General features: G+C 66.6%; 1 protein-coding gene. It reads left to right on the top strand.

Translation table 11 applies throughout. From position 1 onward, the window contains the following. Positions 1-1,193: type II secretion system ATPase GspE (gspE, locus tag PQR67_RS38145; protein ID WP_408467944.1), on the top strand; the 1,193-nt coding region annotated here is incomplete at both ends.

Genomic DNA, 1,193 nt, shown 5'->3' with positions numbered 1-1,193 from the left:
GCCGAACGCATCGCACCGTCGGCGGTTGCCGCGCGCCTCGTGCCCTACGGCTTCGCCCGCAGCGGCCAGATTCTGGTCGCGCATCAGCACCCCGACAGCCTCGAAGTGTGGATCAGCGAACGCACCAGCGACGCCGCGTTGGCCGAAGTCGCGCGCAACTTCGGCGCGTTGTCCGTCGTGCGGCTGCCGGCTGACGAACTGGCCCAGGCGATCAACCAGGCCTACGCGCGCCAGGACGGCAGCGCGGCGCAGGTGGTCGGTGAGGTGGAGGGCGAAGTCGACCTGTCGCGTCTGATGCAGGACATTCCCGAAGTCGAGGATCTGCTCGAATCGGAAGACGACGCGCCGATCATCCGCATGATCAACGCGCTGCTCACACAGGCCGCGCGCGAACAGGCTTCGGATATTCACATTGAGCCGTTCGAGACTTCTTCCGTGGTGCGCTTCCGTGTCGACGGCACGCTGCGCGATGTCGTGCGGCCGAAAAAAGCATTGCACGGCGCGCTGATCTCGCGGATCAAGATCATGGCGCAGCTCGACATTGCCGAGAAGCGTCTGCCGCAGGACGGCCGGATCACGCTGCGCGTGGGCGGACGTCCGGTCGACGTGCGCGTCTCGACGCTGCCCACGGGCCACGGCGAACGTGCGGTGCTGCGTCTGCTGGAAAAGGACGCCTCGCGCCTGAATCTCGAAGCGCTCGGCATGGCGCCCGACACGCTCGTCAAGTTCGACAAGCTGATCGGCAAGCCGCACGGCATCGTGCTGGTGACCGGCCCGACGGGCTCGGGCAAGACGACCACGCTGTACGCGTCGATGTCGCGGCTCGAAACCGCGACCACCAACATCATGACGGTCGAAGACCCGATCGAATACGACCTCTCAGGCATCGGCCAGACGCAGGTCAACGAGCGGATCGGCATGACATTCGCGCGGGCGCTGCGCTCGATTCTGCGGCAGGACCCGGACGTCATCATGATCGGTGAAATCCGCGACCTGGAAACCGCGCAGATCGCGGTGCAGGCCTCGCTGACGGGTCACCTGGTGCTGGCGACCTTGCACACGAACGATGCAGCCTCCGCGGTGACGCGGTTGACCGACATGGGCGTGGAGCCGTATCTGCTGGCGTCATCGCTGCTTGGCGTGCTGGCGCAGCGGCTGGTGCGGCGGCTGTGCCCGGTGTGCCGCGAAGAACG

The sequence above is a fragment of the Paraburkholderia fungorum genome (genome assembly GCF_046026025.1).
Taxonomy (GTDB): domain Bacteria; phylum Pseudomonadota; class Gammaproteobacteria; order Burkholderiales; family Burkholderiaceae; genus Paraburkholderia; species Paraburkholderia fungorum_E.
This window is presented reverse-complemented; position numbering and strand designations above follow the sequence as displayed.